The sequence below is a fragment of the Parafannyhessea umbonata genome (assembly GCF_900105025.1).
In the GTDB taxonomy this organism is placed as follows: Bacteria; Actinomycetota; Coriobacteriia; order Coriobacteriales; family Atopobiaceae; genus Parafannyhessea; species Parafannyhessea umbonata.
Genome location: NZ_LT629759.1, coordinates 267,138 through 289,929 on the forward strand (window position 1 = coordinate 267,138; position 22,792 = coordinate 289,929).

The 22,792-nt window shown below is 63.8% G+C and carries 16 protein-coding genes and 1 tRNA gene; 10 read left to right on the plus strand and 7 right to left on the minus strand.

The window, feature by feature from the left end; translation table 11 throughout:
- Positions 1-331: 331 nt before the first annotated feature.
- Together BLT96_RS01325 and BLT96_RS01330 are read left to right on the plus strand one after the other, a co-directional pair.
- Positions 332-1,057 (plus strand): TetR/AcrR family transcriptional regulator, encoded by a 726-nt coding sequence (locus BLT96_RS01325; protein ID WP_229769566.1) that lies wholly within the window; start codon positions 332-334, stop codon positions 1,055-1,057.
- Entirely contained in the window at positions 1,050-5,843 is a 4,794-nt protein-coding gene (locus tag BLT96_RS01330) for a 2-hydroxyacyl-CoA dehydratase (RefSeq protein ID WP_090861286.1), read from the plus strand. Before BLT96_RS01325 ends, BLT96_RS01330 begins: the two co-directional genes overlap by 8 nt.
- A gap of 348 nt (positions 5,844-6,191) precedes the next feature.
- On the opposite strand, the gene BLT96_RS01335 is transcribed toward BLT96_RS01330, so the two are convergent.
- A complete protein-coding gene (locus BLT96_RS01335) occupies positions 6,192-7,139 on the minus strand; it encodes a hypothetical protein (protein ID WP_090861287.1) in 948 nt (315 codons plus the stop codon).
- A gap of 277 nt (positions 7,140-7,416) precedes the next feature.
- Between BLT96_RS01335 and pepT the strand changes: the two genes are divergently transcribed.
- Complete coding sequence (gene pepT / locus BLT96_RS01340; protein ID WP_090861288.1) at positions 7,417-8,676, plus strand: peptidase T; 1,260 nt, start codon at positions 7,417-7,419, stop codon at positions 8,674-8,676.
- Between the two features lie 211 nt (positions 8,677-8,887).
- Positions 8,888-9,451 carry a hypothetical protein gene (locus BLT96_RS01345; RefSeq protein ID WP_090864075.1) on the plus strand — a complete coding sequence of 188 codons (564 nt, stop codon included), beginning with the start codon at positions 8,888-8,890 and terminating at the stop codon, positions 9,449-9,451.
- 70 nt (positions 9,452-9,521) lie between these two features.
- On the opposite strand, the gene BLT96_RS01350 is transcribed toward BLT96_RS01345, so the two are convergent.
- From BLT96_RS01350 to BLT96_RS01360, 3 genes are read right to left on the minus strand one after another with little or no spacing between them, the layout of a single operon-like run.
- Positions 9,522-10,151, minus strand: a complete 630-nt coding sequence (locus BLT96_RS01350) for a glycerol-3-phosphate acyltransferase (RefSeq protein WP_090861289.1) — start codon at positions 10,149-10,151, stop codon at positions 9,522-9,524.
- Positions 10,152-10,208: 57 nt separating this feature from the next.
- The gene (locus BLT96_RS01355; protein WP_090861290.1) at positions 10,209-12,374 is read right to left on the minus strand and encodes a HelD family protein; all 2,166 of its coding nucleotides are present in this window, start codon (positions 12,372-12,374) and stop codon (positions 10,209-10,211) included.
- Between the two features lie 7 nt (positions 12,375-12,381).
- Positions 12,382-13,416, minus strand: coding sequence for an ABC transporter substrate-binding protein (locus BLT96_RS01360; protein WP_090861291.1), 1,035 nt, complete (start codon positions 13,414-13,416; stop codon positions 12,382-12,384).
- A gap of 333 nt (positions 13,417-13,749) precedes the next feature.
- Here BLT96_RS01360 and BLT96_RS01365 point away from each other — a divergent pair.
- Positions 13,750-13,826 (plus strand) — tRNA-Met (locus BLT96_RS01365).
- Between the two features lie 456 nt (positions 13,827-14,282).
- Here BLT96_RS01365 and BLT96_RS01370 read toward each other — a convergent pair.
- Both BLT96_RS01370 and BLT96_RS01375 read right to left on the minus strand, forming a co-directional pair.
- Positions 14,283-16,016: a DUF262 domain-containing protein gene (locus BLT96_RS01370; protein ID WP_090861292.1), complete on the minus strand. Its 1,734-nt coding sequence runs from the start codon at positions 16,014-16,016 to the stop codon at positions 14,283-14,285.
- A gap of 95 nt (positions 16,017-16,111) precedes the next feature.
- The gene (locus BLT96_RS01375; protein WP_090861293.1) at positions 16,112-16,303 is read right to left on the minus strand and encodes a hypothetical protein; all 192 of its coding nucleotides are present in this window, start codon (positions 16,301-16,303) and stop codon (positions 16,112-16,114) included.
- 39 nt (positions 16,304-16,342) lie between these two features.
- On the opposite strand from BLT96_RS01375, the gene BLT96_RS01380 reads away from it, so the two are divergent.
- A complete protein-coding gene (locus tag BLT96_RS01380) occupies positions 16,343-16,555 on the plus strand; it encodes a hypothetical protein (protein ID WP_157692090.1) in 213 nt (70 codons plus the stop codon).
- Between the two features lie 127 nt (positions 16,556-16,682).
- Complete coding sequence (locus BLT96_RS01385) at positions 16,683-16,961, plus strand: hypothetical protein (RefSeq protein ID WP_157692091.1); 279 nt, start codon at positions 16,683-16,685, stop codon at positions 16,959-16,961.
- A gap of 11 nt (positions 16,962-16,972) precedes the next feature.
- Here the strand turns inward: BLT96_RS01385 and BLT96_RS01390 are convergent, their stop codons facing one another.
- Positions 16,973-18,832, minus strand: coding sequence for a CpXC domain-containing protein (locus BLT96_RS01390; protein ID WP_090861296.1), 1,860 nt, complete (start codon positions 18,830-18,832; stop codon positions 16,973-16,975).
- 192 nt (positions 18,833-19,024) lie between these two features.
- Here BLT96_RS01390 and BLT96_RS01395 point away from each other — a divergent pair, with 192 nt between their 5' ends.
- The 3 genes from BLT96_RS01395 (at position 19,025) to BLT96_RS01405 (ending at position 22,791) form a co-directional block, all read left to right on the plus strand.
- The gene (locus tag BLT96_RS01395) at positions 19,025-19,498 is read left to right on the plus strand and encodes a NanQ anomerase/TabA/YiaL family protein (RefSeq protein WP_197674375.1); all 474 of its coding nucleotides are present in this window, start codon (positions 19,025-19,027) and stop codon (positions 19,496-19,498) included.
- Positions 19,499-20,112: 614 nt separating this feature from the next.
- Positions 20,113-21,708: an ABC transporter substrate-binding protein gene (locus BLT96_RS01400; protein ID WP_090861298.1), complete on the plus strand. Its 1,596-nt coding sequence runs from the start codon at positions 20,113-20,115 to the stop codon at positions 21,706-21,708.
- A gap of 126 nt (positions 21,709-21,834) precedes the next feature.
- Positions 21,835-22,791, plus strand: a complete 957-nt coding sequence (locus tag BLT96_RS01405; protein ID WP_090861299.1) for an ABC transporter permease — start codon at positions 21,835-21,837, stop codon at positions 22,789-22,791.
- Position 22,792: the final 1 nt, after the last annotated feature.

Sequence of the window (22,792 nt, forward strand, 5' to 3'; positions counted from 1 at the left end):
GGGGGTTGCTCCGTGCGTTGCACGAGAGTATCGACGTTTGCGCATCAACTGGCTCGCGAAACGGCACATTCGTAACAGGACGGTTATATTAGACGCCTTGAATTACATAAATACAGATTACTATTGCCGTTGGATTTCATATTAGTGCATGCATAGCGAACGAAAGCGTTATCCGCGCTTTACGTGGGGGCGATGGGCGGGCGAGATTCCGCATCGGCCTAACTGTGCCAGTTGCGTGATTGGCGCGAGGCGGAGGAACGGTTCTTCTCAGATTGTGTAATACTACACAAGCTGTGAAATATTGCGCACGTTGAGCAAGAATGTGAGGCACATGGGCAAGACCATCATGCATGGTGCCGCGACGGGCAGGAGGACGCCCTCCGCAACGGTGGACCGCAGGTCCGCGCGGACGCGTCGGGCGCTGCGCGACGCGCTTGCGGCGGAGATCCAGGCGACGGGTGACCTGTCGCAGGTGACCGTGACCGCCGTGACCGAGCGGGCGGACGTGACGAGGCGGACGTTCTACTCTCACTTTCGCGACATCCAGGACCTGGTGAACCAGACCGAGGAGGAGACGATCGCCGACCTGCGCGGGCTGGTTGGGGACATTTCCCGCGTGGACCTTGAGCAGCTGGAGCGCGCCATCGCGGACATGGAGCCGTGCCCCGGCTCCGTCGAGCTGCTGCAGTACTTCAAGGACCGGGGCCTGTACCTGGGGGCGCTTCTGGGCAAGGGCGGCGACCCGGCGTTTGCGCAGCGCATCAAGGACATGGTGCGCAGCGTCGTGACGGATCGCGCGCTGGACGGCCTGGACGCCCGTGCCATGGGGTCGTTCTTCGACTACTACCTGACATTTGCGGTCAGCGCCGAGGTGGGCGTCCTCGTGGAGTGGCTCACCGGTGGCATGCGCGAGAGCGTGGGCGTGATGGCACGCCTGATGACGGCGCTCATGTTTGTGCGTCCCGGCGACCTGTACGGCCGTCCCATCGACTTTGACGTTCCGAAGTTCGCGATAGGCCTTGGCCTGTTGAATCTTAAGGAGAGAAACGATGACTAACACCGCAGATTCGAACGCCCGCCAGGCGGAGTCAAGGCAGGCCGTGGAGCTGAAGCAGGTAGACGCCGAGCTGAGCCCGAAAAACCCCATCGACCTTACGCACGCACACCTGCGCCTGGGCATCGACGTGGGCTCGACCACGGTGAAGCTTGCCGTGATCGACGACAACGACAACCTGATCTACGCGAACTACGAGCGCCACCACACCGACGTGAAGGCGACGGCGAAGCAGGTGTTCCAGAAGGCGGAGCGCGCCCTGGGCAACGTGCCCATGCGCGTGTCCATCACCGGATCCGGCGGCATGCTGCTGGCGCAGTGGCTGGGAGTGGAGTTTGTGCAGGAGGTCATCGCGTCGAAGCACGCCGTCGAGGCGCTTATTCCGCAGACGGACTGCGCCATCGAGCTCGGTGGCGAGGACGCGAAGATCATCTACTTCGACAACGGCATCGAGCAGCGCATGAACGGCACGTGCGCAGGCGGAACCGGCGCGTTCATCGACCAGATGGCATCCCTCATGGAGACGGACGCCACCGGCCTGAACGAGCTTGCGAAGGGCGCGACGCACATATACCCCATCGCGAGCCGTTGCGGCGTGTTCGCGAAGTCTGACGTGCAGCCGCTCCTGAACGAGGGCGCCGCGCGCGAGGACGTCGCGGCCTCCATCTTCCAGGCCGTCGCGAACCAGACCGTATCCGGCCTGGCGTGCGGACACCCCATACGTGGGTATGTGGCGTTTCTCGGCGGACCTTTGCAGTACCTCTCCGAACTGCGCAAGCGCTTCTATAAGACGCTGAAGCTGGACGAGGAGCACCGCATCGTGCCGAAAAACGCCCACCTCTTCGTGGCGACGGGCGCGGCGCTGGCCGGCGAGAGCGACAAGTACGTCACGTTCGAGAAGGTCATAAGCGACCTGGAGAACCTGGGCGACACGCAGGGCACCGAGGTTGCGCGCCTGGACCCCCTGTTTGCGACCGAGGACGACTACCGCGAGTTCAAGGAGCGCCACGACAAGCAGGTGGTGCAGAAGGGCAGCCTGGCCGACTACCACGGCCGCGTGTTCATTGGTCTGGATGCCGGCTCCACCACGATGAAGGCCGCCGTGGTGGGCGAGGACGGCGAGCTGCTGTACACGTGGTACGACAACAACAACGGCGACGTGCTGGGTACGGCCCGCAAGATCATGGACGACATCTACGACCACCTGAACGACGACTGCGTGGTTGGTCACGTGACGACGACGGGCTACGGCGAGGGCATCCTGATCGAGGCGCTGGGCGCGGACTCCGGCGAGATCGAGACGGTGGCGCACCTGCGCGGCGCCAAGGCCTTCGTGCCCGACGTGAACTTCATCCTGGACATTGGCGGCCAGGACATGAAGTGCCTACAGGTTCGCGGCGGCATCATCGAGCACATCAGCCTGAACGAGGCGTGCTCCTCTGGCTGCGGCAGCTTCATCGCGAACTTCGCGGACTCCATGGGCATGACCGTCCAGGAGTTTGCCGCCGCTGCCGTGAAGGGCGAGCACCCCGTTGACCTGGGCAGCCGCTGCACCGTGTTCATGAACTCTCGCGTGAAGCAGGCCCAGAAGGAGGGCGCTACCATAGGCGACGTGGCCGCCGGCCTTTCCTACTCCGTGATCAAGAATGCGCTCTTCAAGGTCATCAAGCTGCGCGACTACGACGAGATCGGCAAGTACGTGGTGGTGCAGGGCGGCACGTTCATGAGCGACGCGACGCTGCGCGCCTTCGAGCTGCTCACGGGCCGCGAGGTGATTAGGCCCGACATCGCCGGCACGATGGGCGCGTACGGAGCGGCTCTTCTCGCCCGCGACCGCGCCGGTGCGGCGGGGACCTCCGGCCTGCTCTCGCGCGAGGAGATCGACAACCTGAAGGTGAAGCACACCAACGCGCACTGCGGGCGCTGCTCCAACAACTGCCTGCTGACCATCAACAGCTTTGGCAACGGCCGCCGCTTCATCACGGGCAACCGCTGCGAGAAGGGCTCCGGCAAGCCCAGGAGCGAGCAGTCCAAGGCCCCGAACCTCTTCGAGTTCAAGAACCGCCTGCTGTTTGACCGCGAGAGCCTGCCGGCCGATGAGGCCCCGCGCGGCACCGTGGGCATCCCGCGCGCGCTGAACATGTACGAGAACTACCCGTTCTGGCACACGTTCTTCACGAAGCTGGGCTTCAGCGTGGTGCTGAGCGACAAGACCACCCGCAAGACCTACGAGGCCGGCACGGAGTCCATGCCGTCCGAGTCCGTGTGCTACCCGGCGAAGCTTTCCCACGGCCACATCATGAACCTTCTTGAGAAGGACCCCGACTTCATCTGGATGCCGTGCATTCGCTGGGAGCGCCAGGAGGACGACACCGCAACGAACCACTACAACTGCCCGATCGTGATGAGCTACCCGCAGGCGCTGGGGCTGAACGTGGACGAGCTTTCCGCGCCCGGCGTGGAGTACCTGGACCCGTTCATCCCGTACGACGACAAGAGCGAGCTGAAGCGCAGGCTGTACGAGATCCTGCAGGTGGAGCGCAAGGAGGACGCCGAGGCGGGCAAGGGCCGCTTCAGGGGCCCGGACCTGACGCGCGCCGAGGTGGACGCCGCCGTGAACGCCGCCTGGGAGGAGGACCTCGCGTTCAAGGACGCGATGCACCGCAAGGGCGACGAGACCCTGAAGTGGATCGAGGACAACGACGCGCATGGCATCGTGCTGGCGGGCCGCCCGTACCACAACGACGGCGAAATCAACCACGCCATCCCCGAGATGCTGCACGGCTTTGGCTTCGCGGTGCTGACGGAGGACTCCGTGGCGCACAAGATGTCGCCCGAGCGGCCCATCCGCGTGGTCGACCAGTGGATGTACCACAGCCGCCTGTACCGCGCCGCGCGCTTTGTGGCGATGCGCAACGACCTTGACATGATCCAGCTGCAGAGCTTTGGCTGCGGACTGGACGCCCTCACGACCGACGAGGTGCAGGAGATCCTGGAGGCCTCGGGCAAGATCTACACCGTGCTCAAGATCGACGAGGTGTCCAACCTGGGCGCCGCGCGCATCCGCGTGCGCTCGCTCATGGCGGCGCTGAAGGAGGAGCGCGCAGAGCTGGAGCGCAAGACCGCTGCCGGCACGGCCGTCGAGGAGGCGCCGGTGGGCGTACACATGGCGGACGGCTCGCTCGAGCAGGCGCGCCAGACGGACCTGAGCCGTCGCACGCCCGTGTACCGCAAGGCCCAGAGCGCCGCGTTCAAGAAGGTGCGCTACACCAAGGAGATGCAGGCCGAGGGCTACACCATCCTCGCGCCGCAGATGAGCCCCATCCACTTCGAGATCGTGGAGCAGCTGCTTCGCTCCGCCGGCTACAACCTGGTGCTGCTGCCGTCCGTCGACCACAAGGCCGTCGACACGGGCCTTAAGTACGTGAACAACGACATCTGCTACCCGTCCATCCTGGTGACGGGCCAGATCATGGAGGCCGTGCTCTCTGGCAAGTACGACCTGAGCCGCACGGCGGTGCTCATTAGCCAGACCGGCGGCGGCTGCCGTGCCACCAACTACATCGCGCTCATCCGCAAGGCGCTGAAGGACTCCGGGCATGCGGACATCCCCGTCATCTCGCTTTCCGTCGCGGGCGGACTCGACGAGGACAACCCGGGATGGAACATCCTGAAGCCGGGGCTGCTGAAGCGCGCGGTGTACGCCCTTCTCTACGGGGACCTTCTGATGAAGTGCCTGTATCGCACCCGACCGTACGAGGCGGAGAAGGGCGCGGCGGACCGCGAGTACGAGTTCTTCATGAGTCGCGTGAAGGCCGAGATCGGCGGCATGGGTCGTCGCGAGTTCTATCGCCTCTGCGAGGACACCATCCGCTCGTTCGACCGGCTGCCTTTGGTGAACGACCGCAGCAAGCCGCGCGTGGGCGTGGTGGGCGAGATCCTGGTGAAGTTCCACCCGACGGCGAACAACCAGGTGGTGAAGGTCATCGAGAACGAGGGTTGCGAGGCGGACGTGCCCGGCCTTGTGGACTTCTTCCTGTTTGGCGTCTCGAACCAGGTGAACATGAACCGCGAGCTTGGCACGAAGGCCGTGAGCCGCGTGACGCACAAGGGTGCCATCGACTTCTTGGAGGGCATGCGCAAGCCCATCAACAAGATGCTGGAGGCGTCCGAGCGCTTCGAGCCGTACGGCGGCATCTTCGAGCTTGCGGCGAAGGCGTCCGAGGTCCTGTCGCTGTGCAACACGATGGGCGAGGGCTGGCTCTTGACCGCCGAGATGTGCGACCTCATCGAGAGCGGCACGCCGAACATCATCGTGTGCTCGCCGTTTGCGTGCCTGCCGAACCACGTGGTGGGCAAGTCCGTCATTAAGCGCCTGCGCCAGATGCACCACGAGAGCAACATCGTGGCGGTCGACTACGACCCCGGTGCGTCCGAGGTGAACCAGCTTAACCGCATCAAGCTGATGATCAGCGTGGCGAAGGAGAACTTCAAGCAGGCTCAGGCCGCCGGTGATCCTAACGCAAAGTTCACGCTGACGAACGAGGACGACCCGACGAAGCGTGTGATCCCGAACTTCGAGGAGTACGGCCGCCTGCGCCGCAAGGGCGAGCTGGAGGACCACATCGTGAATGAGGGTGCTCCCGTGAGCGGCGGCTACGCGGCCTATGGCACGATGGTGGACGAGGACGGCGGCGTCACCGTGGGCAGGGGAGAGGGACGCATCCACCTTACCCGCGAGCAGTTGGACGCGATCGAGGACGCGAAGCGCCGCGCCGGTGTGAGGTAGCGGCGCAGCACCGCTGCGGGACCGCCGTGGTGGCGCGGCGGAATCGTGCCGGGGCACCTCCGCGGGACCGTGGCGGCCTGTCTCAGGTGATGCAGCCAATTCCTCAGGCGACGTCGCCTGTGCCTCAGACGACGTTGCCTGAGCCGCAACCGACGTTGTCTGAGATTGTGTCCTTCTCGGCTGTTTTAGTGTGTTTACCTGCGGATACGTGGGAATGTGCGTGAAAGTGAGCCCTCCTCAGGCGACGTCGCTTGAGGAGGGCTCTGTGGTGTGAGGCGTGAGGTGGCGCGTGTGCCAAGCGCGCGTTCGCAAGGCCGCGTCGTGCGGGGAGTCGTGGCCGTGCGCGGCTCAGTCCTCCGCGGGGGCGCCGTCCTGTCCGGGGCGGATGCCGGGGAAGAGCCAGATGGCGCTGGCCACCCACACGGCCGCACCGATTGCGGCCTCAGCGAAGTACAGCCACGGTCCCGGCCACGGCGCCAGAAGCGCCAGCAGGACGAGGGCGCCCGCCGGCGGCATCCACACGCGCATGCGGTCCCACACGAGGACGAGCGCCGCGTATGCGAGGGCCGCCGCGGCCCAGGTGGGAACGCCGAGCGCCTCGACGGCGTTTCTGGCGACGCAGCCGATGGCGGCTGCGAGCGCGAGCGTGCACCACGTGCGACGCGGGCGAAGGCGCAGCGTCATGTCCGGGCGCGTGAGCTCCGTGTACGCCACCAAAAGCGGCGGCACGGCCAGAAACGCGTTGCCGGTGGCGAAGGCCGGGCACGCCAGGACGCAGAACACCAGGAACCGGCGCCCCCAGCCGAGGAGGGTCTGACGCAGGGGGAGGCGGAAGGGACGGAAGTCGATCTTCTCGCGCAGGCCAAGGTGCTCGAGGGCCACCTGTCCCGCGCAGACGAGGCTCACGATCACCGCGACCGCGACGGGGTACGCCCACTCCCTGGTGCCGAGGACCATGGGCAGGATCGCCGCGGAGAGCACGGGCGTCATGTCCGCGCCGGCTACGTTCATGAGGGTCGCGCAGAACAGGAAGCCGAGGGGGGCGCGCAGCCACAGCGGCCAGGGCAGAAGCAGGTTCACGGCCGTGCCGAACACGGCGCCTGCGCACATGAGCGCGATCATGCGGGGGCGGTTCACGTTCCAGGCCTGGTGAGGCTGGATCCACGCGCCGCAGAGGATGGCGGCCGTCTCGGGGAAGAGAACCTCTGGGCAGCGGAGCGCGCCCGCGGCGGCGACCATCGCCACCACGAACACTCCTGCGAGCAGGATGGGCAGCCAGCGTCGACGAAGTGACATGTGAGGGAGTCTCCTTGCAGCAGTCTTGCGCCCGCGTGGTGGCGGGCACGTGCGTTTGCGGTGTGCGCGGCGGTCGACGGGGCCCGTGACCTGCGCATGGTTTCCTAGCGTATCACTTTGGGGCCGCGCGGCCCCGGATGCGCGGGAATGGAGTGCGCCTCACGGGGTACCATACAAGGGTCAACAAGCGATACCGCTCGGCGGACACGCCGCCGGGACCGGCGTCCGTGCGGCCAAGGCCCGCGGAGGCACCGCCATCACGACAAGAGGAGACCCCATGGCATACCAGCCCAAGCAGTCCGACGTGCTCGAGCGCTTCATGCGCTACGTGCAGGTGGACTCGCAGTCCAACCCCGACAACGAGGTCGAGACGCCCTCGACCCCCGCCCAGCACGACATGGCAAGGCTTCTGGGAGAAGAGCTTGCCGCCCTTGGCTGCGAGGACGTGCGCGTGGACGAGCACGCGTACGTGACCGCGAGCCTGCCGGCCTCCGCCGGTGCGGAGGAGCTGCCCGCGCTGGGGCTGTGCGCCCACATCGACACCTCGTTCGACGCGCCGGCGTCCGGCGTGAGGCCGCACGTGGTGCACTACGAGGGCGGCGACCTGGTGCACGGCTTCGTGGACGGAAAGCCCGTCGTCACCACGACGGCCCAGGTTCCGGACCTGGCGGGCTTCGTGGGCCAGGACATTGTCGTGAGCGACGGAAGCACGCTCCTCTCGGCGGACGACAAGGCCGGCGTCGCGGAGATCTGCGCGCTGGTGGCGCGCCTTGCGGCGCATCCGGAGCTGCCGCACCCCACGCTGAAGGTCGCGTTTGTGCCGGACGAGGAGATTGGCCACGGCGCGCGCCTGCTTGACCTTGACCGCTTTGGCGCGAAGTGGTGCTACACCGTGGACGGCGAGGCCCTGGGCGAGTTCAACTACGAGTGCTTCAGCGCGGCGGAGGCCACCGTCACCGTGCGCGGCGTGATGGTGCACCCGGGCAGCGCGAAGGACATCATGGTGAACGCCATCACCGTGGCGAGCGAGTTTCAGCAGATGGTGCCCGCGGCGGAGCGCCCGGAGCACACGGAGGGCCGCGAGGGCTTCTATCACCCCATCGACGTGCGAGGCACCGCGAGCGAGGTGAAGCTTGGCTACATCATCCGCGACTTCGACGCCGACTCCTTCGCGCGCAGGCAGCAGGTGCTGCGGGACATAGCGGCGTTCCTGAACGCACGCTACGGCGAGGGCACCGTCACCGTGGACATTCGCCAGCAGTACCGCAACATGGCGGAGCGCTTTGGCGACTGCCCGTTCTTGATCGATCACGCGCTGGAGGCGAACCGAGAGGTGGGGCTCGACCCGAAGGTCGTCGCGGTGCGCGGCGGAACCGACGGCGCGGAGCTCAGCTTCCGCGGGCTGCCGTGCCCCAACATTGCGACGGGAGGCTACTCGTGTCACTCCGTGCGGGAGTTCGTGCCCGTGCGCAGCCTGGAGCTGACGGTGGACCTGCTTGAGCGCCTGGTCGCGAAGTTCGCCGTGCCCCAGGCATAGCGCGCGGTGCCGCCCACGGCCCCGTTCGTGCCGCTGGGCGGTACCATTACCGCAGGCGATGCCATGCGACCCGCATGCCAGAGCGTGGCGTGCGGGGCGCTATGGTGCGTCTATCCTGTAGGGGGTCGGTATCCGGAACAAGAGGAAGCGCAATGGGATTGAAGGGCATACGATGGCGCGCGTGCCGTCGTGGCGTGGGAGGCGAGGCCGCATGAGCTGGCTTACCCTGTGCCTCGTGATGGTCGCCCTGCCCATCGTCGCCCTGGTGTGCCAGCGCGTGGCCGATTCCGGCATGGCAGAGCGGCACCACCGCCACCACGACACGTACGTGGTTCCCGTCATGCTGATGCGGACGCTCTCCGTCGTGATGCTGTTCATGGCGGTGCTGGGAGCGGCGCTCACGTGGCTGTGCTCGCTTGGCGCGTTCGCGGCCAGCCCGCTGGTGGTGCTCTCGTTCTTCCTCTCGTTCGTGGCGACCACGTTCTGCCTGTGGTTCGTGATGCGCCGCTACAGCGTGGTCACGTATCGCGACCGCATGGTGATCACGCCGTTCGTGGGGCGAAAGCGCACCATTCGCTACAGTGACATCGAGCGCATGGAGTGGTCGCGCTCCATCATCGGCAGCCGCCAGAACGTGCGCGTCTACGTGCACGGCCAGAAGCGCGGCTCCACCATCTGGGGCACCCTCGACGTGCAGCAGATCCTCATGGGCGTCAACCGCTTCGACGTGCTGGACGCCTCCCCCGGGGCGGACAGGCCGGACGGCGGCCGCTAGCGCCGCCGGTGCCGCGGCCGGTGCCGCCGCTTTTCTCGCCCAGGCGAGAAGGACCACCCTCCGGGGAGCGCTACTTCCCGCGGCGCAACCTCTTCCAGAACGTGACGGAGATGCTTGCGCGCGGCTGCGTGCCGCGGGCGGCCGCCACAAGAGCGCTCCAGTGCGCCCACAGCATGAGCGCGGCCAGAACGAGCGCATATGCGGCATACGCGCTGGTGGGACCGTACGCCACGCAGCACGCTAGCAAGAACGTGATCGTGATGGCCTCGGCGCCCACGCACAGGTAGCCGCTCAACAGCACCACCACGAGGCCCACCACGGCCGAGGCGATCCCCAGTGCCGGCGCGGCCAGGATGATGGCCGCGCACGTGGTGGTCACGCCCTTGCCGCCGCGGAAGCGGTGCCACGCGGGAAAGTTGTGCCCGATCGTGGCGCCCGTGGTGGCGGCAAGGCCGCACACCGCGGCGTTGGCGGGGAAGAGCGCCCGCGCCACCAGCCACGCGGCGAGCGTCTTGGCGATGTCTCCGGCAAGCACGAGCGCGGCCGCCTTCGTGCCCAGCTCGTGACCCACGTTCGCCATGCCGGGGTTGCCCACGCCCACCTGGAACACGGGTTTTCCCACCAAGCGACGACACACCACGTCCGCCGTCAGAAAGCAGCCAAACGCATAGCCTATCAAGAGCGAGAAGAACTGGTCCATGGTGCCCTCATCCTTACGTTGGGTGACGGCGCACCGCGGCGGCGGGGCCGCGGGCGCCTAGCGTGCGTCCGCCTGCGTAGCCGCGTCCGCCTGGCGGGCAGCCTCTGCCAGAAGCGGCGACAGCGTGCCCTGCGACACCAGGTCCACGCGGTGCATCGCGCGCGAGACCGCCGTGTACAGGCGGCGTCGGGCAAGCGGCGTGTCCGGGTAGGCGTCCGCCTGGGCGTCCGGCACGATCACGTGGTCAAACTCCAGGCCCTTCGCAAGCGTCAGGTCCATCAGCACCACGCCGTCCTTTGGCAGCTCCTCCGAGCCCCTCATCGTCACCAGGGCCGGGCACTTCTCGCCCAGGCGCTTGGATAGCCACGCCACGCGGCGCCGGTCCGCGGCCACCACGGCCGTGAGCCCCTCCTCCGCCGCGGCGGCGTTCACGATCTGCGCCAGCGCGTCCAGGTACGCGTCCGGGTCATCCTGGCCGTTCGCCACCTGCGTGAAGCCGGGCGCCACGCCCTCGCGCTGCACGGAGGTCAGCTGCACGCGCTCGTCAGCATCCATGAGGCTCGCAAACAGGCGCGTGATCTCTGGGCTCGATCGGTAGCTCGTCAGCAGCTGGCACTCCTCCACGCTGCCGTGTGTGGACTCGAAGATCTGCCTGATCTGCGCAAACGTGGCCGTGCCCTCGTGGATGGCCTGGTTGCGGTCGCCCAGCAGCAGGAAGTGCGCACGGCCAAAGTAGCGCGCCAGCACCATGAGCTGCGTCTGGGTGTAGTCCTGCACCTCGTCTATCATCACGTAGCGCGCGTCGTCCGCGCCGTGGCCGGTCACGAGCATCTTCAGGAACAGCCACTCCGCCGCGCTCATGTTGGTCTTGCCCAGCATGCGGCAGCCCAGGCGGTCCAGGCGCAGCCACGTGAGGTTCTCGATGTCGTCGTGCGCCGGGGCAAAGCGCACCGCCAGCAGGCGCTTGGCGTACGCCAGGATCTCGTCGTCGTTCGACGGCGCGATGACCTCGCCAAACGCCTCGACCTGCTCGTCCACGTCCATGGCGAGCATCTGCTCCTGCAGCTCCTCGTCGTGGGCCATCGTCGCGATGCGGCGGTCAAGCCGGTCGTGCAGCTCGTCCTTAACCAGCGCCATCATGCGCGGCCCCACCCCAAAGCGCTCGAACTTGTGCACGGCGCTCGCCACCGATCCCGCGCGCAGCAGCACGGTGTCGCCCACGCGTACGTCGCGCAGGTCCGCCTCGTCAAGCGTCGCGCCCTCAAGGCCGCGCTCAAGGCGCGCCAGCGACTCCGGGCTGTCGTCTGCGCCGGTCGCGCGGTCGGCCAGGCCCATGCCCGCCAGAAAGTCGCGCCACGTGTACGTCTGCGGATTGGACTCGCCCAGGGTGGGGAGCACGGTGTCTATGTACTTCTCGAACACATTATTTGGCGTGAAGAGGTACACCTGGTCAGGCCTGAGGGTCTGCCGCTCGCGATAGAACAAAAACGCGATGCGCTGCAGCAGCACGGACGTCTTGCCCGATCCCGCGATGCCGTCCACCAGAAGCACCGGGACGTCGTCGTGGCGCACCACGCGGTTCTGCTCGCGCTGGATGGTCGCCGTGATGGCCTGCAGCTTCTGCGAGTGGTGGCGTCTCAGCGCACCCAGAAGCAGCGAGTCCTCGATCGCGACCGTCGTGTCGAAGTACGCGTTCAGGTGGTCGCGCGTGATGTCAAACTGGCGGCGCAGCTCCAGGTTCACCGTGCGCACGCGGCCGTCCACCTTGTACGAGGTGGGGCCCATCTCCTGGTTGTAGTACGTCTCGGCCACGGGGTTGCGCCAGTCCACAATGAGCGGCATGCGGTTCTTGTCCGTCATGCCGGCCGAGCCAATGTACACGTCGCGTGCGGGCCGGCCGGGGCGCATCTGCAGGCGCACCTTCGCAAAGTACGGCTGCCGCAGGAGCATCATGCAGCGGCCCAGCTTCTCCACCTCGAAGTCGTGCTGCTGGTTGTAGGTGTCGATTACGGAGTTCAGCGTCTCGATCGCGGCCAGGGTCTCCATGGTCTCGTCCGCGCCGCCAAAGTCGATGCGCACCTCGTCCGAGAGGTCCTTCAGGTCCTTCGCGGCCTGCCTGTGCTTGACCTCGATCTCTTCCGTCAGGATGTCGCGCATCTCTTCCAGCTGCGCGTATATCTTCGTCAGGTGCTCCTGCTCTTGCGAGAAGATCTTGTCTTCCATCGTGCTCCTATGCGTCAAGTGCGGAAAGGTCCACGCCAAGGGCCCCTGCCGCAGCCTCGTTCGTCACCGTCTTGCGGCTGGCTTCCTCGGGCTGCCACGCGGGAATGTCCCCGGGGAGCTCGCCCTCGCGCCAGATCCTCCGTACCATGCGCGCAGCCTGGCGGCCCACCTCCGCGTAGTCGTAGCCACAGGTGGCAAGGCCACCTGCCTCCACCATGCCCGGCTCGCCGCAGATGATGGGCAGCCCCGCTGCCGTGGCCGCCTTCGCGTACGCCTTCATGCCCAGCGCCACGGTGTTGTCCGTGGGGGCGTAGCACACGTCCACCTTGCCCACCATCGAGCTCAGGGCCTCGCGCATGCCGTCCGCATTGCCCGCACAGAAGCGCGTGGCCTCCAGGTTGCGGCTGGCTGCCGCGTCCTCGGCCATGGACGCTTGGACCTCCGAGTTGGTCTCGGCCGTGCAGTACAGGATGCCAACGCGCCTGGCGGAGGGCAGCAGCCTCTGCAGCAGGTCAAACTGCGCCTCCACGGGAGTGAGGTCCATCGCGCCGGTCGCATTGCCGCCGGGCTTTTTGTTGCTGTTGGCGACGCCCGCCGCGGCCAGGTCCGTGATCGCGGCGCCCACGACGGGCATCTGCGGCACGATGCTGGCAATTGCCTGTAGCGCCGGAGTGCCCAGCGCCACGGCGAGGTTGCACTTCTCCCTCGCAAAAGCCCCCGCGACGCCCTGGCAGAACAGCACGTCGTTGTTGGCGTGCTGCACGTCGAGCTTGTAGCGCATTCCCGAGGACTTGAGCTCCTGCTCAAACCCCTTGCGCGCACTGTCGAGCGCCGCGTGGTCCGCAAGCTGCAGCACGCCAATCTTGCACGTGCCTTTGTGAGGCTTGCCAATGACCGCGGCTGCCCCGCCGCCGGAGCCCGAGCCGCCCTTTGAGCCGGCGTCGCAGCCGGCGAGCGCGAGGCCGGCCAGCCCCAGCGCCGAGCCGCCCAGCACCCTCAGGGCCCCTCGCCTTGTCACGCATCCGCTTGCGTACTTGCCCATGCAGACTTCCTCCTGGTGGTGCGGTGGGTCCGCCGCCAGAGCGTCGGCCCCAGAATAAATCCCTCCCATTATCGCACGGGTGCCTCCCGCGGGCGAGAAGTACCACGACCTTGCCCGATGCTACGGCCGGGGGAGTGGGGCGCAGGTGACGGAGCTGGTGGTGCCGTGGGCACAGCTGGCAGTGCCGTGGGCGCAGCTGGCAGTGCTGGCGGCGGAGTCCGCGTCGGGTGGCGTGACGAATTGTGGAGATACCTTCACAAATCGAAGTCCTCCTTTACAGCGGTCAACCTTGTCCTTATATTTATTACTTGCGCACAGGGTGCGCCCAGACATTGCGGGGTGGAGCAGTCTGGTAGCTCGCCGGGCTCATAACCCGGAGGTCGTTGGTTCAAATCCAGCCCCCGCGACCAAAACTTCAAGCCTGGCCTGCGAAAGTAGGTCAGGCTTTTTTGTGACCACTAGCTGACCGCCTTCGTGACCACTATTTGACCACCAAAAGTTTTTCTCGTAAGTCGAAAAGCGCGCAAAACCGAAGTCGGTGTCGTTCTCCAGAGACCTTTACTTTTCAACAACCGCCACAGCGGGAGGAGTCATCACGTTTTCCCAGGCGGGAAAAATCCTCCACGCATCGTACTCTAGGGCGCGCAGGCTTTTCGTGCTCTGCTGCGCCTGCGTGAGGGCCGGGGATGAAAGCAGATAGAGGGGCGTAGCCGGAAAGCCAGCGACGTAAAACGAAGAGCGGCGGTCCTTTCGGACTGCCGCTCTTTTTCTCATTGTGAGGAAAAGTTGCAGGGTCGAGCTTTGGAGTCGTCGCGTTTCGGAGATTCCGTATCGTCCTGCCGAATCCCCTCGGCATGATGCGCGGACTAGTCCTGTAGCAGCCCGTTGTCGCCAAGATAGTCCACGAACGAGCCAATGATCTTTGCCGTTCTGCACTCGATGTCCCGTTCGGTGAAATCCTCCATGGTTCGGGAAAGGTCTCTGAGCTCGACGACGGAAGTCCCGCTTCGCTCTTTGCCGTTTCCGTCGACGAAACCCTCGTAGTACTTCTTCTTGTCTGAGAAGCGGTAGTCGGCCGCACGGATGTTTACGCGCTTCTCGAGAATTGCCTTGTTGCCGAGCGCCTCGAGGTTAGAACGCTTCGCGAGCGGCTCCACCTCGTTTCTCTTGCGGGCGTAGATATGCTCGATTTCAAGTGTGGTGTCGTTGTCGATCAGGGACTGGTCGGGATCGTTGAATGCCCACCAGGCGAGTATTGACTTCGTCACGGGGCGGCCGTTCGTGAATACGTACGACTGGAATCTCCCCGTGATGTCCGCCCGCTCGAAGCGGTGGTTCGAGAAGGAGACCGGCCGGTGCTCGACGATGTTGATCATCTCGGGGTAGACCGGGGAGCGAAGCGCGTTCACGCCGGGCCGCTCGATAGCGTAGGCATAGATGAACGCGGTGATCAGGTTGAGGAACCGGTAGAGCTCCTCGTCGTCGAGCTCTCCCTCGGCGCTTCGGTTTGCCAGGAACCAGACGCTGAGCAGGTACGTCCACATGCCGTTCGGGGCGTAGCCGAGGACGAAGAGCCTGCGCAGGACCCTGTCGGAGAACCCGAACTGGCCGTCCACCTTCTTCCAGAACTCGAGCAGGCTCTCTAGGTCAGCGAGCGACTCCTCGCTTCTCAGCATCGCGTACTCGTCGCGGCTGAAGAAGTCTCGCAAGCTCTGGGTGGTGGTGTCCTTTATCCCCAGCTTCGCGCGGCGGTAATACATGTAGCGGGTGAACAGCTCGTCCATCGGGGTGCCCCGCAGGGGCTTGAAGATGGCGTTGGCGCCCGCCTCGAGGGATTTCCAGCGCGTGACGAACTCGTCTTTGCGGCCGAGGTCTGAGAAGTACTTGTAGAACTGGCTCTTGAAGATGTCGGCGTCCGAGAGCGGAAGCCCCCTGTCGTTGAGGGTGGAGAAGATTCTCAGGGCCGTGCTCTGCGACTCGGCTTCAATGGGGAGCAGGATGACGTTGTTCAGAATACGCGCAGCGAAGTACGCTATGTAACTCGGATATTCGTTCAGAAGCTTTTCGATGCTCTTCTGGAAGTACTGGAAGTTCCTGGCGTAGACGCTCCTCCACTCGCTTTCGACCTTCCCTGTGCGGAGGATGCTCAGGAACTCCTCCTTGTCGTCGTCGGATGCCACCTCCGAGTCTATCTTGAGGCGCCCCATGTCGGCGTCGCCGAACTCGTCGGTCTTCCAGACGCACTTGGAGATGTTCTCGTGCATCCGAGTAGAGTTCTTGTCCTTCATGTTCGCGAATCTGTCGTAGAACGCGCGCAGCAGGAGCATTATCGTGGTGAGCCTCTGCTGCCCGTCGATTATCTCCTGCCGGCCGTCTTCGTTCTTGAAGGTGACGATCGGGCCTAGGAAGTACTCATCGTTCTCGTCGAAGTTCTCGTAGTTGTCACCGGGAAAGGCGAACGCGAAAAGGTCGCTCCAGAGCGTCTCGCACTCGTCGGTCCCCCATGCGTAGGGTCTCTGGTAGTCGGGGATGAGGAAATCGGCCTTCTTGTCGGAGAGCAGCTCACCGATGGACTTCTGATCAATGTTCAGCTTCGACATGGGACGCCTTTCAAATGCCGGGGTTTGGAATTGCGTCACGGCAATTGTACTGCACGGCATCTGGAGCGCTGAAGCGTGCGGCATGGAATGGGCGCTCAGAACCGGTCGGGCCCCTGCGGTCTTGCGAGCTCGCCGTCGGCGTGGGCGATGGCCTCGCGCCCGTGCTCGAGCCCCATCCGCTCGCCGGAGATGCACCACGGCGGATGACCTTCCATCGAGTAGGCCCAGTCTCGGCGTGCCGCCTTCGCGGAGTTGTCTGCGACCTCGGCGCCGATGGCGGATAGCACGCTTCTGAACTCTCCCTCCAGCGGACTTGGATGACGGCGATGGTGACTAATGCGACCAACAAGCTCTCCCTCGATCACGACCATCTCATCCGAGAGTGGGAGGCAGCGGGGCTCGACAAGCCCTCCATCACCAGGATCGACCGCATCGCCGAAACTCCCCCAGGATACTTGGGCACCGCAGGTCGCATTGGACGTCTTGCGGAAGTCGACATCGAGGCGATCAGGGCAATCCTCTCGGAAATCGTCAGATAGCCAGCGCGTCTCGGGACTTGGCGATCGTTTTGCAACAGCGATGGTAAGGCCTTGCCGTCCCCTGATTCTGGTAGCCGTATAGTGGGCGTCATGCGTTATCAGAGTTTGGGGGGCGTTCTTATGTCTGATGGAAATGCGGCTGGGACGACTGGGGCGGAAAAAAGGGGCCATCACACTCTTCCTCACGGTGGCCTTTGCGTTGGATTGGGCGTGTCGACTTGTCACGGGTTCGCGTTCGGGATGGGCGATCGAGGAGTTCAGTGGCGTCTGGGGGCTGCTGCTTGCCGTCTCGATGTTTGCGCCCCTGGCTGTCGCCGCTGCCAAGGCGCAGCTTCACATTGGCAGCGGCCAAGTGCCCACGCTGTCGGCGATATGGCTGCTCGTCCATGTGGCGGATGGCGCATAGGCGATTGCAGGCTACCTGGCCTCCTTGTCAACGATGTCGACAACGGTCTTTGCCCATTCGCGATTGACGTAGAACGATTGCATGTTTGATGCCGCGCTATTGCGAAGACGCCGGGCGTATAGTTCATAGGCGCCGCGCGGGATGCTGGCTATGAGGCTCGCTCCTGTCTCGTCGTCAATTTCGAAGACAAGATTATCAAGGTTCGCGCCCTTAAAGAGGACCGTGTACTCGCATTGCGGGTCCACCTTGTTATCCAGCATCGCTTGTCCGGCTATGCCAAGTTTGAGAAGCTCGAGGACCCTGTCGTCAAGGCCTGTCGAAAGTGCAGCTACCTTGTCAGCAAGCTCTTCTCGGCTGAAGACAATGCGCCTCATGCTGCCACTTGGCCCGTCGATGCCGTCGTCGTCCTCGAGACTCTCGAACAGGCTTTCGACACCTTGTCGCATCTGATCGCCCTGAACGCTGTACACGCACGCCCTGTGTATGGGGTCGAGGTAGAGGCAGGGGTGCGACAGGTGTGCGGTGTAGCCGCAGGTTGGGCACGTGAACTCGCAGAAGCTACCGTCGACGATGCCCTTCGCAACCTCCGGGTCATCACGCCCATTAACCTTTGTCCAAGCGTCGAAGGCTATCTGCGTGCCGCACTGGGGACAGGCAAACTCCACCCGGTCCCTCTCAGATTCACCCCAGGGGTCCTCCTTAGGGAGCATCGAGTACGATCCCTTGCGCTTTGCTCGTAGGCCTCTCTCGTGGGCCCATTGTTCGAGCTCGGTGTCGCCCATCTCCCAGAAGTCCACGGTTTCGGCTTCGCCGCCGAGCGCGCGGGCAGCCATTCCTGTAGGGTCATCAACGATTTCCCAGCGGGAGGGGTCGCACGGGTAGAGATACGAGGTAAACTCCTCGTCATCGATTACGCCCTCGTACTCTGGGTGCTCGGGCGAGCAGGGCCAATAGTAGCAACGTTGGGGAGTGAGCCCGTTTGGGCCAATCTTCTTGCGTCCCGTGTAGCGAACGACTGACCACCACTCCTTGTGATTTGCGTCCTTGAGAAGGTCGATGACAGTTTCAAAGGCATCGGCTAGGTCGGGATCACTTTCGCGATAGCCTCTCTCGTAGCGTCTTAGCTTTGAGAAATACTCGGCATAGCTCTTGTAGCGACTGGGGTAGAGCCGCGTTCCGTTGTCCTTGGGAGCGCCTTCGCGCTCGGCCACCATATCTTCGAGCGCATCTAGCTCCTGTGGCCAGACGAAGACCTCGCCGCCGTCTTTGGTGGACCTGGGGAGAAGGCCGAGACCCACCTGCCATTCGGGGATATATGGCGAGTCGGTGATTCGCTCCTGATCCTCGCTGTGGGCAACTGCGCGCCGTATGTCCTCCCTGAGCTGGCCCGGTGGAACCTCTTCGTAGAGCTTTCTCGTGAGCTCCCCGTTCCTCAGGTAATTCTCAACGTCCGTCCACACCATCCAGAGGGGAGGGCGATACCCCTTGCTTCTGATATAGGCCGGGAGATCTCTCGCGGGCATGGACCGAGCAACCGGGTCCTCATCCCACTGGGGTACCTCGTCCTTGGATACGTGACCGACCTTATCGATGACGGAGAGCCCCACGAATGTCGTAAAGGCACATCCTATGGGACGGCACTCCGCGTCGCATTCGATGCCCTCGAGGAAGCACCCCTCGTGCTCCCATTCCACCGGGTCCTCCTCGCTGGTAATGAGGTACAGCTTTCCGTCGTCTTTTCTCACCACGTCCCATGTACGATAGCGTGCGTCTTGCCTGCGCCGTAGCTCTTCTGTGGGAAGCGAGCGATATCTGCCATGCGTGAACGGGTACTCTTCGTCTCTGGCGCCGTTCCACTCGTCCTCTGCCACGGGAGCCTCCCTTGTGATGTCGCCACACGGTCTTGTTGCTCCTGATGATAGTGTCTCTGTGCGGATGGCATCACGATCTTGAGCGCCCGCGCCGCCGGGCTTGCAAACCACTCCCGTCTGCCTACGAGTTGGTGCCTCTGCCGTCCGGCGCGTCTAGCATCGACGCCAATCGATCAAATGCGGGGGGGGAACATGGAGGGGGAAGGCATGATCGTTGCGACGCTTGGCCACCTGGACACGAACGACCTTACCGGAAAGAGGTTCCGCAAGGCGTTCGACTGGATTGCGTCGCAGGACCTGGAGGCGCTTGCTCCCGGTCGTCACGACATCGACGGTGACACCGTGTTCGCGAACGTGTTCGAGTTCGATACCGTCCCCGCGGACCAGAAGCACTACGAGGCCCACCGCAGGTACTACGACATACACTTCCTCATAAGCGGGGAGGAGAAGATCGGCGTTGCGCCCGTGGCAGAGCTTGAGCCGCTGCAGGAGTTTGACGACGAGAACGACTTCTGCCTCTACGGAGAGTCTGATCATGCCTCGTGGGTGGTCCTCCACCCCGGCGAGTTCTGCGTCACACCTCCCGAGGACGCGCACAAGCCCGGCTGCGCAACGGGGGAGCCGGCGCCACTCAAGAAGATATGCCTGAAAGTCGCGGTTGAATAGCAACGACCAATCAGGGCGAATAAACATAAACAGTTAAATAAGAAACCCTACGTCGGCTCTAGGGGGAGCTGCGCGCTGCCGTCTTTTGCGACGGGGCGGCGCAAGGTCATTCCGCCTGTCCGGCATAGTGGCAGCCACGGTGTTTCTAATGTATATCGATTCGCGGTCATTCAATATTTAAAAACATTTACCACTGGCGCACTTTTGAGCTGAAACAGCTGGTTTGGAACTGGTTATAAACTGATTACTGGTATTAAAGGTGTGTACCAGTAAATGTGCGATTACGTGGGTGTTTAGAATTAGTTCACAAATCACAAATAAACCACTTGACCAAATTTGAGGTCAGATTTACGCAAATTTTAAATTTATAAATATAACTCATCTCCTCTTGTAGAGCAAGAGAAAAGAAAAACGAGACCGCCTATGCCAACAAGCCATAGCACTGGCCGAAACAGAATTGAGGTCGGATGTGCCCATGGTCTAGCGTGCGAGATAGACAAGACGAGACGCGCCGCAGGCGGCGATTATCCGTCGGTTGTCAGAGTGACGGTTCTGGTTAGTTTGCATTTGGTGTCACAGGTCAAGACGGCTGAAATCGTAGGTGAGGAGTAGTAATGGAGAAGTACCTTTCGCGTCGTTCGTTCCTTGGTGTGAGTGCAAGTGCCGCGATGATGGCAACGCTCGCGGGCTGCGGTGGGTCTGGCAGCGATGACTCCGGAAGCGCCTCCGGATCTGGCAAGGAGGGTGGAGCCACCCTGAGCGTCGGCTCCGCGTACGCTCCCTCTTCCTACGACCCCGCCAACTGCTCCTCCGCCTTCTGCCTGAGTGCCAACAGCAACGTCATGGAGGGCCTGTACAACATCGACCTCCACGACTACAGCGCCACGTATGGCCTGGCCGACAAGGACCCCGAGAAGGTCGACGACAAGACTTTCGAGGTCAAGCTCCGCAAGGGCGCCAAGTTCTCCGACGGCACCGACGTCACGGCTGACGACGTCGTCGAGTCCTTCAAGAAGGCCTCTGCCGAGGGCGGCATGTACGTCTCGTTCCTGTCCATGTTCGAGTCCATCGAGAAGAAGGACGACACGACCGTCACCGTCAAGGTGTCCATCCCGAACTTCTCGCTGCTCAAGGAGCGCCTGGCAATCATCAAGATCCAGCCGAAGGACATCACGACCGACGAGGCGTCCGCAAAGCCCGTGGGAACCGGTCCCTGGATGTACAAGGAGCTCTCCGACACGTCTGCGCACCTTGTCCCCAACAAGAAGTACAACGGGTCTCACCCCGCCAAGGACAAGAAGCTCCAGATTGACTCCCTCGTCGACGCCACTGCGCGCGTGACCGCACAGGAGGAGGGCTCCACCCTCATCTCCGAGTCCGTCCCGCCCGAGTCCATCGACCAGCTCAAGTCCGACGGCTGCAAGATCGACAAGGTCGAGGGCTTCGGCACCCGCTTCATCATGTTCGACCTCGACAAGGACCCCTGGAAGGACGTCAAGGTACGCCAGGCCGTCATGTACGCGCTCGACACCAAGAAGATGATCGAGAACGCGTTCTCCGGCCTCGCGAACATCCCCACCTCCTACCTGCCGAAGAGCTTCTCCTCCTATCACAAGGCCTCCGTCACCTACAAGCACGACCTCGACAAGGCGAAGCAGCTCATCAAGGAGTCCGGCATCACTCCGGGTAAGATTGTCCTTCGCACTACCGACAACGCGCAGGTCGTCGCAATGGGCACCCAGGCCCAGCAGGACCTGAAGGAGCTTGGCTTCGACGTCGAGCTGAAGAGCGACCAGTCCCCCGCGACCTACGCGGCCATCGACCAGATGGACTCCTCGTGGGACATCCTCATCGCCCCTGGTGACCCCTCCTGCTTCGGCGGCGACACCGACCTGCTCCTCAACTGGTGGTTCGGTGACAACGTCTGGATGAAGACGCGCTGCCACTGGAACGAGAGCGCGGAGTGGAAGGAGCTCAACAAGCTCATGAACGAGGCCCTTGGCCAGTCTGGCTCCGAGCAGCAGAAGACCTGGAACAAGTGCTTCGACATCCTGGCCGAGAACGTCGTCCTCTACCCGGTGCTCCAGGTCATCACGCCGACGGCGTCCTGGTCCACCAACGCAACGAGCGATGGCTATGCCGTCAAGGGCTTCAAGGGCATCGGAACCACCGGCGTCGATCTCACCGATGTGCGCACCGTCTCCAAGTAGGGACGCAAATGCCGTGCCGATAGGGCGCGACTGAAGACGTAGGGACCTGAGATTGAGACCTTCGCTCAGGTCCCTACGTCTGATTTTTTGAACAGGACTCAAGTCGCATGAGAGGGGAGAGTACGAATGAATAATCTTTTGCGGCTCATCGGAAGACGACTCATCGCGTTGCCCATCATGGCAATCGGCGTCACCTTCCTGGTCTTCTTCCTGATGTCGTTCTCGACGATCGACCCCGCGTACAAGGCGCTGGGCGAGAGCGCGACGCCGGAGCAGGTCGCCGAGTACCACAAGGAGTACGGACTGGACGATCCGTGGCCCGTCCGCTACGTCCGCTACATGGGCAACCTCCTTCACGGGGACCTCGGCACCTACAGCGCCCGCCGCAGTTCCGTCGCGACGCGCATCTCCAAGGCGCTTCCCGTCACGATGCAGCTCACCTTCATAGGACTGCTCATCGGCGCGCTCGTCTCGTTCCTTCTCGGCGTCATCGCCGCGCTCTACAGGGACAAGTGGCCTGACCAGCTGATCAGGCTCCTCTCCATTGCCGGGCTGGCGACACCGTCGTTCTGGCTGGCGGTGCTCCTGATACTTCTGTTCTCGTCGAACCTGCACCTGCTGCCCGCGTCCGGCATGCTTCCCGATCCCGGCAAGAACTTCGGCGCGTACATGGCGCGCATGATCATGCCGGCGATCTCGCTTGCGGTGCCCCTCACGGGACAGATGACCCGCATCGTGCGCACCGCCATGGTCGAGGAGCTCGACCGCGACTACGTCACCACCGCACGCGGCGCAGGCATCCCCGAGAAGGTCGTCATCGCGAAGAACGTCCTTCGCAACGCCCTCATCACGCCGGTCACGACCCTCGGCATGAAGATCGGTTACCTCATGGGCGGCGCGGTCGTCATCGAGGTCATCTTCAACCTCCCCGGCATGGGCATGTGCATCCAGGACGGCGTCTCGGGCAATGAGCCGAACCTCATCATGGGTGTCGTCATCGTCGTCGCACTTGCATTCATCGTCATCAACATCGTGGTTGACATGCTGTACCTGCTTATCAACCCGAGGATCAGGAGCGTGTAGC

What these genes read in the sequence shown, in the direction of transcription:
- BLT96_RS01380 (WP_157692090.1), top strand. Translation starts at nt 16,343, where the DNA reads ATGGTGACTAATGCGACCAACAAGCTCTCCCTCGATCACGACCATCTC.
- BLT96_RS01405 (WP_090861299.1), top strand. Translation starts at nt 21,835, where the DNA reads ATGAATAATCTTTTGCGGCTCATCGGAAGACGACTCATCGCGTTGCCC.
- BLT96_RS01345 (WP_090864075.1), top strand. Translation starts at nt 8,888, where the DNA reads ATGAGCTGGCTTACCCTGTGCCTCGTGATGGTCGCCCTGCCCATCGTC.
- BLT96_RS01335 (WP_090861287.1), bottom strand. Translation starts at nt 7,139, where the DNA reads ATGTCACTTCGTCGACGCTGGCTGCCCATCCTGCTCGCAGGAGTGTTC.
- BLT96_RS01325 (WP_229769566.1), top strand. Translation starts at nt 332, where the DNA reads ATGGGCAAGACCATCATGCATGGTGCCGCGACGGGCAGGAGGACGCCC.
- BLT96_RS01355 (WP_090861290.1), bottom strand. Translation starts at nt 12,374, where the DNA reads ATGGAAGACAAGATCTTCTCGCAAGAGCAGGAGCACCTGACGAAGATA.
- BLT96_RS01330 (WP_090861286.1), top strand. Translation starts at nt 1,050, where the DNA reads ATGACTAACACCGCAGATTCGAACGCCCGCCAGGCGGAGTCAAGGCAG.
- BLT96_RS01400 (WP_090861298.1), top strand. Translation starts at nt 20,113, where the DNA reads ATGGAGAAGTACCTTTCGCGTCGTTCGTTCCTTGGTGTGAGTGCAAGT.
- pepT (WP_090861288.1), top strand. Translation starts at nt 7,417, where the DNA reads ATGGCATACCAGCCCAAGCAGTCCGACGTGCTCGAGCGCTTCATGCGC.
- BLT96_RS01350 (WP_090861289.1), bottom strand. Translation starts at nt 10,151, where the DNA reads ATGGACCAGTTCTTCTCGCTCTTGATAGGCTATGCGTTTGGCTGCTTT.
- BLT96_RS01385 (WP_157692091.1), top strand. Translation starts at nt 16,683, where the DNA reads ATGGAAATGCGGCTGGGACGACTGGGGCGGAAAAAAGGGGCCATCACA.
- BLT96_RS01395 (WP_197674375.1), top strand. Translation starts at nt 19,025, where the DNA reads ATGGAGGGGGAAGGCATGATCGTTGCGACGCTTGGCCACCTGGACACG.
- BLT96_RS01360 (WP_090861291.1), bottom strand. Translation starts at nt 13,416, where the DNA reads ATGGGCAAGTACGCAAGCGGATGCGTGACAAGGCGAGGGGCCCTGAGG.
- BLT96_RS01370 (WP_090861292.1), bottom strand. Translation starts at nt 16,016, where the DNA reads ATGTCGAAGCTGAACATTGATCAGAAGTCCATCGGTGAGCTGCTCTCC.